The 8,753-nt window shown below is 39.5% G+C and carries 10 protein-coding genes; 4 read left to right on the top strand and 6 right to left on the bottom strand.

Features of this window, described 5'->3' with window-relative positions; translation table 11 throughout:
* Positions 1-299: IS3 family transposase (locus H540_RS0126825; protein WP_028403192.1), on the top strand; the 299-nt coding region annotated here is incomplete at its 5' end.
* Positions 300-356: 57 nt separating this feature from the next.
* Here the strand turns inward: H540_RS0126825 and H540_RS0126820 are convergent.
* Entirely contained in the window at positions 357-932 is a 576-nt protein-coding gene (locus tag H540_RS0126820) for a LysE family transporter (RefSeq protein WP_028403191.1), read from the bottom strand.
* 138 nt (positions 933-1,070) lie between these two features.
* On the opposite strand from H540_RS0126820, the gene H540_RS0126815 reads away from it, so the two are divergent.
* From H540_RS0126815 to bcbE, 3 genes are all read left to right on the top strand, one after another.
* Complete coding sequence (locus H540_RS0126815; protein ID WP_028403190.1) at positions 1,071-1,943, top strand: LysR family transcriptional regulator; 873 nt, start codon at positions 1,071-1,073, stop codon at positions 1,941-1,943.
* Positions 1,944-2,245: 302 nt separating this feature from the next.
* Positions 2,246-3,046: a DUF2935 domain-containing protein gene (locus H540_RS0126810; protein ID WP_028403189.1), complete on the top strand. Its 801-nt coding sequence runs from the start codon at positions 2,246-2,248 to the stop codon at positions 3,044-3,046.
* 399 nt (positions 3,047-3,445) lie between these two features.
* Positions 3,446-4,675 (top strand): bacillibactin exporter BcbE, encoded by a 1,230-nt coding sequence (gene bcbE / locus H540_RS0126800; RefSeq protein ID WP_028403188.1) that lies wholly within the window; start codon positions 3,446-3,448, stop codon positions 4,673-4,675.
* Positions 4,676-4,738: 63 nt separating this feature from the next.
* Here the strand turns inward: bcbE and H540_RS0126795 are convergent, their stop codons facing one another.
* The 5 genes from H540_RS0126795 to H540_RS0126775 all read right to left on the bottom strand — a co-directional run bounded on the left by H540_RS0126795 (position 4,739) and on the right by H540_RS0126775 (position 8,540).
* Positions 4,739-5,173: a MarR family winged helix-turn-helix transcriptional regulator gene (locus H540_RS0126795; RefSeq protein WP_028403187.1), complete on the bottom strand. Its 435-nt coding sequence runs from the start codon at positions 5,171-5,173 to the stop codon at positions 4,739-4,741.
* An 80-nt stretch (positions 5,174-5,253) separates the two neighbouring features.
* On the bottom strand, positions 5,254-5,655 hold the full coding sequence (locus H540_RS0126790; protein ID WP_028403186.1) for a hypothetical protein: 402 nt from the start codon (positions 5,653-5,655) through the stop codon (positions 5,254-5,256).
* A gap of 19 nt (positions 5,656-5,674) precedes the next feature.
* Positions 5,675-6,205, bottom strand: coding sequence for an NAD(P)H-dependent oxidoreductase (locus H540_RS0126785; protein WP_028403185.1), 531 nt, complete (start codon positions 6,203-6,205; stop codon positions 5,675-5,677).
* Between the two features lie 37 nt (positions 6,206-6,242).
* Complete coding sequence (locus tag H540_RS0126780) at positions 6,243-7,865, bottom strand: DHA2 family efflux MFS transporter permease subunit (protein WP_028403184.1); 1,623 nt, start codon at positions 7,863-7,865, stop codon at positions 6,243-6,245.
* A gap of 39 nt (positions 7,866-7,904) precedes the next feature.
* On the bottom strand, positions 7,905-8,540 hold the full coding sequence (locus tag H540_RS0126775; RefSeq protein WP_034672008.1) for a biotin/lipoyl-containing protein: 636 nt from the start codon (positions 8,538-8,540) through the stop codon (positions 7,905-7,907).
* Positions 8,541-8,753 lie beyond the last annotated feature (213 nt).

Raw genomic sequence — 8,753 nt, 5'->3', positions numbered from 1 at the left:
CCTTAATTCACTCAGATCAAGGTGTTCATTATACAAGTCCTATCTTTCAAAAAGCAGTAAAGAAATTAGGGTTACGCCAATCTATGTCAAGACGGGGAAACTGTTGGGACAACGCACCACAGGAATTATTCTTTGGCCATCTTAAAGACGAGTCCTCTATTAAAGCATGTACAAGTCTAGATGAGTTAAGAAAAGAAATTAAACAATATATGATTTATTACAATCACTATAGATACCAGTGGAATTTAAAAAAGATGACCCCTGTTCAATATAGAGATCATCTTCTTAAAACTGCCTAGGTTTTTTTTAATGTCCTTTACAAAGGGTACACTTTAATATAAAGATGGGTCTTTTTTCTAGAAAATTGTAATTGCAGAATAGATGAGTAACAAACACATTATCGTATTTATTATTTTATCGTATTTTAAAAATATCGTTTTAAAAGCCGAACCAAATATAGACCACAATAGCAATGCTGCGCAACCTATTAGTATTGTTAAAGACATAAAAGAGAGCGTAGCTACATTTGAATCATGATAAGGAAGTATGAAAGTTGACATTGCAGTTAAGAAATACAAGATACTTTTTATATTGAGAATTTGGAAAAGTAGTCCCGAAAAAAAGGAAGACTGGCTATAAGCAGCATCATGATTACTTTTCTTAGAAAAAGCAATTTTCCATGCCAGATACAACAAATATGCCGCGCCGACTATTTTAAAGTAAGGTTCTACCATGGGAATCCAATGGTAAAGACTCGTAGTTAACAATGAGGTTACCACGCCAAGAATAATAAACCCTGAAATAATTCCAATCTGGAAGCGGATCGATCCCTTGAATCCAAATCTTCTTGCTTCATTCATCATCAAAATATTACTTGGTCCTGGTGTAATGGATGTAATAATTACGTAGGAAAGGAATGCTATAAGATTCATCTGGTTGATCTGTCCTCTCAATAAAAATAGTTGAATAAGTTCTGTGATTCATTATAATATAGGTCTATCTATCGGTAAAATTGAAATTATAAATAGTAAATATCATTTTTTTGAATAGATAAGAGGAGATTAGTACGAATGGAAATAAGACATCTTATTACTTTCCGGACAATTGTCGATGTTGGAAGCTACACGAATGCTGCCATAAAATTAGGATATACGCAGTCAACCATTACTTCTCATATTCAAGCGTTGGAAAAGGAGATTGGTGGACAATTATTCGCTTACGTCAAGCGAGAGTTAAAATTGACATCCTTGGGAAAAGAATTAATTCCTTTGGCTGATGAATTGCTACATTCTTATAACCGTATATCCCAGATGAAGAGTCATAACAAAGTAAGTGGAGAGTTAAAAATTGCTGCACCTGAGTCATTAACAATTTCCAGATTAGGACCAATTTTGAGGGAATATTTGACCAGATATCCAGATGTGAAGATCATATTGAGTAACGGAACTTGCGGGCAAAACCAAAAAGACCTTATGAGTGGACATGTCGATGTTGCTTTTATGATTTGGACAAGATTAGAGTTAGATAATTGTAATTACCATCAATTGCACAAGGAAGAGATTGTTTTAATTACAAGTCCGAACAAAAACCAACATTTTGATGATTATAAAAACAAGGGAACTGCTGACTACTTTATTACAAATGAAAAGGGATGCAGTTATCGTTCCATGTTTGAGACACACCTGGCTAATCATAAACTACCTAAATTTCAAACTATGGAGCTGTGGAGTCTGGAAGCAATTAAACAAACTGTAATGAGCGGCTTAGGATTTGCTGCATTGCCCTATATTACCGTGAAAAATGAGGTTGAGAATGGGGTATTGAATATCATGGAACACAATGAAGAATTTGAGCCTATATACTCATATCTACTCGTCAAGTCAAAGAAATGGCAGTCCCCTGCGGTTGAAAAGTTTATTGAGTTAACATTAGAATCTGTATAGCATCGACTTTGGAAGAGAATTCTGTGAGTAAAATATATTACAACTTCCGAGAACACGGATTATGTTAACCCTTAGCCTCACAGGCTGAGGTTTTTTTATTTTGTGATCATATTTTTTAGACATTCATAAACCAGAAAATTATTTATAAAAAATTTTTAAACCCCCTTAAAAACAAGACAGAATAAGGTCTGACGGGCTTTTTTATATAGAGATGAGCTTTGCCTCGAGCTTGAGATAAAATAAAATGCTTCCTCATATACATAGGATGTAGGTTTTTCCTTTTTGAGAGAGGGGACAAGCAAATGAGTACAACCTTTATAGAAAATGCAAAGTTTGAGCATCAGTTTTGGCTACAGATTCTTGGTGATCATGCACGGTTTATTTTGGAATCATTAGCTGAAAATGAAGCTGAAGAAATCGAGAAGGCTCGTTATTTTAAACAAAGGTTCGACCAGCTTCTTTCACAGGTCGGAGTCGCGGATTATATCATCTTAACGCAACAAGCTTTAGAAGAAGCACAACGTATTCGTGGCTTTAAATTACATTTACTTAAGAGACATTTAGAAGGCGGTATTAAAATTCAGCTTCCTCCTACCTTTATAAATCACATGATGAATGAAGTGGAAGAGTACATCAAGGTTTTAGAGTATTTAAAGAATGGGGAAGTACCACCCATATTTCATGAATTGCATTATCATCTAGTTTGGCTGTTAGATGCCGCAGGTCATGCAGGGACAATTTCAAGTCGAGTCGATCCAGTGGAAAAGCGTTTAAAAGAAAAGAGTGAAATGTATGTAAAACATTTCGAACAATTTTATGTAAAGGCTGTTGAATTAACAGGGTATTTACGTACTCAGCTGCCATCATTTCCCGCTCTGAAGAAAATGACAAAAGACGTTACACTGGAGGTGGAATTGTTTTCGAAATTTTTGCATGAGATAGAAGAATTAGATTTGTCGGAGCAAGTATTGGGTACGTTTTCAACATTAATGGCTGATCATATGGCAAGAGAAGAATGTTATTATTTATTAAAACTTGCTCAATCTTCCGGATTAAATCAGCCAAATTGTGATCCAACTAAACCAAGGACAGAGAAAAAATGAAAAGAGGTAGAATCCAGTTGTTTTCTATATGTCGTGCTAAGTGCTAAACAATCTTGAAGTATATCCGAGCGTTATAATGGGTATCTTAAGTGGAAATTCATAGAAAGAACCGTTGGATTACGGAGAAGTGTTTGAAATCTGGAGTCATTTATCAGCAACTAACATCGCAGTTTCTCTTATGTCTTGCAGCTAGATGATTGGTTAAGCTATTCGGGAAGATATTAGTTTACTGTTTGACCAATTTTATATGGGGAAAACAAAAGATGAGGCAGTATTGCTTCGTATTATGAAGGAAAAAGGATGGCTCGTACCCTCTCCGCTTCATCAAGATACAAAGCAAGAATGCCCACTGGAAAACCGGTGGGTTTTTAAGTAGCTTATGAAAGACTGGAGATGCCTATGAAAAAGAAAGAAAAGTATTGTTTGGCAGCACTCTCATCTGTTCCGCTTGTTATGACATTAGGAAATTCCATGTTGATTCCTGTTCTCCCTACAATCGAAAAAAAACTCCATGTTACACCATTTCAAGTTTCCATGATTATTACTATATACTCGATTGTAGCCATTTTACTCATTCCCGTAGCAGGGTATTTATCAGACAGATGGGGGAGAAAGAAAGTCATCATTCCAAGTTTATTGATCGCAGGAATTGGTGGGGTGGTTACCGGTTGGGCATCTTGGAAGATGGAAAATCCATACATGTTGATTTTAATAGGACGCGTTATTCAGGGGATTGGTTCAGCTGGAGCTATGCCCGTTGTCATACCATGTGTGGGAGACATGTTTCAAGACGAGAAACAAGTTAGCAGCGGCCTGGGATTAATTGAAACATCGAATACATTTGGGAAAGTGTTGAGCCCAATCTTAGGTTCTGCACTCGCAGCTGTGGTTTGGTTTTTACCATTCTGGCTGATTCCTGTTTTATCTGTATTGGCTATTCTCTTGATTCTCTTCCTTGTCAAGCCTCCAAAACAGGAACAGAAGCCTCTCCCGCTCAAACCATTTGTACAATCGGTTTGGAGTACCTTACGCCAAAAAGGAAGATGGCTTGTTACTATTTTTGTATTAGGGGCTGTTATTATGTTTGTCTTGTTCGGAATTCTTTTTTATTTGTCCACCATTCTTGAAAAGCAATATCACATAGGTGGGGTATGGAAAGGGTGTATTTTGGCGATCCCATTGGCCGCTTTGTCCTTATGTTCGTATATAACAGGAAGAAAAATAGGGAACAAAAAAGGGGTGATGAAGTGGTGTGCGTGTATTGGATTTGCAATCTTAGGCGGATCTTTCGCCATTCCTTTATTCCTAAAAGGCATCTATATATTAGTAATAAGTCTCGTGATTGGGGGAACCGGAATTGGGCTTGCTTTGCCTAGTCTAGATGCAATGGTTACAGAGGGAGTTGAAAAAGAAGAACGGGGTACTATTACATCGCTTTACAGCTCTATGAGATTTGTTGGAGTAGCTGCGGGACCGCCTCTATATGCATTTTTAATGAAGGGACCTGATTCTCGCGTGTTCTGCATATCAGGTTTTCTTGGAATAGCCGGAGCGGTATTAGTATTTTTATTTATCAAGCCAAGAGGGGAATCCACTCCTACTTCTTCTTGTAATGCAGAGCTTCAATAGTCATTTTCTTAACGCAACAAAAAAGACCTCGATTTTTCACGAAGCCTCATGTTTTGATGATGTTTATGAAGTTTTTTCAACTTTTATCTTTTTTAGCAAATAACTAAACATTTCAATTTCTTCATTTGTGAAGTTTTTGAATGTTTCTTCGTAGCGCTGATTTAGTATTTCTTTCATTTCTTCAGCGAGTTCTTTTCCTTTATCTGTTATAGAAAGATATACGATTCTGCGGTCTGCTGCGCTTCGTTCTCTAGCGATTAATTCTTTTTCGATCAGTTTGTCGCTAACTGCTGTAATATGGCTCGTTGAAACGTGCAGTTTATCAGCAATCTCTGAAACCATCATCTGATGATTGTATTTAAACAAAACTGTCAGCACATAAAATTCGTTCAACGGTATATATTGCTTCAACACCGAATTCACATCTAAACGTGCTTTCTTTGTTTGTTCCTTAAAAGTTAATACTAAATTTTGGACGAGCAGCTTTCTATTTTCCATTCTTCATGCTCCCTTTTAATAAAGATAATCGCATGATCCATCCACTCAGTATTAGCGTTTTTTTTAATAATCATTTAAGGTTAATCTTTGTCTGATGAATGAGCGTCATGCATGGACCGCAATGCATTTCGATAGTCCGAATCATTCATTGCCGAAGCATTTTTCTCTTCAGTCTTCGATTGTTCCTCGGTGCGGGATTGCTGAAGAAGCGCCTTGCGGTAGTCTTGATCCGCCATTTTATCGGCCTTGCCTTGTCTAGACTGTTGCGGTTTAACGTTCGCAGTTTTTTTCATTTCGTGAGAAGCATCCAGTACATCCATGCGGACTGCGGACGTGCTTTCTTGCACTGGCTCATCGGCAGTCTGCAATTGTGCCGCTGCCCTCTCCTTGCTTGATTTCGCAGAGAGGGAACGGGTATTGATTCCGATCAGAAAAAATACTAAAACAACTGCAATCAAAATACATAGAACAACAATCAGCATGTCTTCACCCCCAGCCCCATTACTGTTCTTTCGTAAATTTGCGCGCGACTTGAGCCACTCGTTCGCCTAAAGCCATTCCGAGTTCCAGCCCTTGTTGGGTCAGGAGTTCCGAACCTTCTACAGGACAAGTAACGCCGACTCCGTAATAAGACCCGTACAGCGCGTTTGCCGGAATGTTGCCAGGAAGGCCTACAATCATCATTCCTTGATGGAGCATAGGTGTGATCAGGTTGAGCATCGTGGATTCCACTCCGCCGTGGGTAGTTGCCGTAGTACAGAAGACTGCCCCCACTTTGTCGATGAGTTTTCCTTGCGCCCACAAGTAGCCTAATTTATCAATCCAAGCTTTCAAACCTGAACTGATGGTTCCGAAATGACCGGGGCAGCCCCAGATGATGGCATCCATGTCGGGAAGTTCATAAACATCTGCGTCATTGATATGGCGGAGGTACACCTCGGCGCCTTCCACGCCCCTTGAGCCTTCCGCGATGGCTTGCGCCAATGCCTCTGTATGTCCGCCTTCACTATCGTATACAATATAAACTTTCATTTAGAATTCCCCTTTCAAAAAATGCAGATGTGATTCCTTAAGCTTCTGATGCCTGATTAGGAGCCGGCAGCATTAAAATTTCAGTATCGAGTTTTTTCGTTTTCTCTTTTTGTACAACTGCGTCTTTCCGTACATCACGCAAGAACACACTTAAAAATAATCCTACCGCAGAAATGATTGTCGCCCAGAAAAACGCGTCATTGATGCCAAGGACAGTTGATTGTATTTTAGCCTGACCGGCCAATGTTGATACAGCCATTGTTTTTGCCTGCGATATAGGCAGATGGGCAGTTTGTGCAATCGAATTGACCAGTGATTGGAACGATTGCATGAAAGAAGGATTCGATGTATTCATTTGATCGCTCATTGCCGCGAAATGGAACGTGGATCGACTAGTAAAGATGGTTGTAATAATACTGATTCCCATCGACCCGCTGATTTGGCGCAATGTGTTGGACATGGCTGTGCCGTGCTTGTTTAACTGACTCGGCAGTTGATTGATACCGGCAGTCATGATCGGCATCATTAGGAACGACAGACCTAAGTAACGAGCCATATTCAGAACGAGAATGTAATCATAAGATGTTTCCATTGTAAGCTTCGTGAATTCATACGTTGTAACGGTTGTAATCAGCATACCGATAATAGCGAGCGGACGAGGCCCGATTTTATCAAACAGCGTACCTGATATAAAAGTCATAACCAGCATAATAAGTGCGCCCGGCAGCATCAGAAGACCGGCCTCCAGCGGTGTATAGCCCCGTATACTCTGCAAATAAATCGGAAGCAAAAACATTCCGGCGTACATGCTGACCGTAAGAATTACACTAATAATATTGGATAGAGAAAAGATGCCATATTTAAATACGCGCATATCAAGCATCGGATTTTCAGATTTAAGCTGCTGCACAACAAACACAATTATCAAGATCAGGCCTACAATGATGTTGACCAGCACGACCGGATCTGTCCAGCCGTCATTTCCTGCTTCACTCAATCCGTACAGCAATGCTCCTACACCAACCAAGGAAGTGAAGGTTCCGATTGCATCGAATTTGACTTTTTTCGGTTCTTCAATGTTTCGAAGCATAAAAAAGGCAACAATAAGTACAATGACTCCAGGAGGCACCATTCCGGTGAAGAGAAGATGCCAGTCATAGTTTTGCACGATCCAGCCGGATAGTGTAGGTCCGATCGCAGGAGCGAACATCATAGCCAGCCCGAAGATTCCCATCCCTTTCCCGCGCATTTCCGGCGGAAAGATGTACAAAATAATGGTCATGACAAGAGGAGAAAGAACGCCTCCTCCTACAGCCTGAATAAGACGGCCGGTCAGCATGATCGAAAATGAAGGTGCAACTCCGCATATGAAAGCACCTAATGTAAAGCAAAACATCGCTATCAAAAATAACAGGCGAACGCCGAATCGCTCAATCAAGAAAGCCGACATCGGAATCAATACGCCATTCACGAGCATGTAGCCGGTCAATAGCCACTGTATCGTGCTAGTGCTGACGCCGAACTCGGTAGTGAGATGGGGGATGGCGACGTTCAATAACGTTTGATTCAATATCGCCAAAAACAGCCCCACCATCAGCACAGCCAGCAGCGGGATATGTTGAGCAATTCCATTGTTTTTCCCCGTTGTTTGAGAGGCCATATCGCATAATCTCCTTTCTTTAAAAATTAAAGGCATTCATTACTTTTTAGAAATTTTTACCGTTGCGTTCATACCAGGCACCACTTCTTCAGAGTAGTTGCCGATAGAAATTTTCACTGGAATTTTTTGCGTTACCTTTGTATAGTTGCCGCTTGTGTTTTGTTGTGGAAGAAGCGAGAACACAGAGTTTGTAGCATGCCCGATTTCTTCTACCTTTCCTTTAAGCGTTGTAGATGAATCCTCATCGATTGTAACGTCAACACTAGCGCCTACTTCGATATCTTTCACAGCTGTTTCGTCGATATTAGCAGATATATATAGCTTTTTCATATCAACAACTTGAGCCAGAACTTGCCCAGGCTGTACCAATTGTCCGTCTTTTGCAGAGCTTTGAACGACCGTGCCATCCATTGGAGCTGTAATAGAAACAGAGTGCGTACCATCGCTGATTTGTCCTAATGTATTATCCTGGGACAATGAGCTTCCTGTTTTCGCGGTCCAATCCATTACTTTACCGGCATTCGGAGAAACTACTTGCGCCATATCGCCTGCTACGCGCGCATCATCTGTTTTAATGTAATTCGCATTTTGGTTATAGTAATACACGCCCCCGATTACCAAAGCTGCTACAATAAGAATTCCAAGAATATTGACTAGAACTAAACGTCCTTTCATACAGGTTTCCTCTCCCTTTTTAATTTTATTAATAGCTTTACTGGTTAATTACTTTATAGTAAAGTTACTTTATGACAAAATTTAATTTAACATAAAATAAAAATATGCACAATAGGTTAATCTAAAAAATTTTACTTTGTTAACTAAAACATACGAGTGGTTTGTCACGTGAAATGGGTTTATAGTTAGATGTATAAATTTATTTGAGCTTTT

The sequence above is a fragment of the Ectobacillus panaciterrae DSM 19096 genome (assembly GCF_000430785.1).
Classification (GTDB): Bacteria; Bacillota; Bacilli; order Bacillales; family Bacillaceae_G; genus Ectobacillus; species Ectobacillus panaciterrae.
Note: the sequence above shows the minus strand (reverse complement) of the source record. Positions and strands in the feature narration are given on the sequence as shown.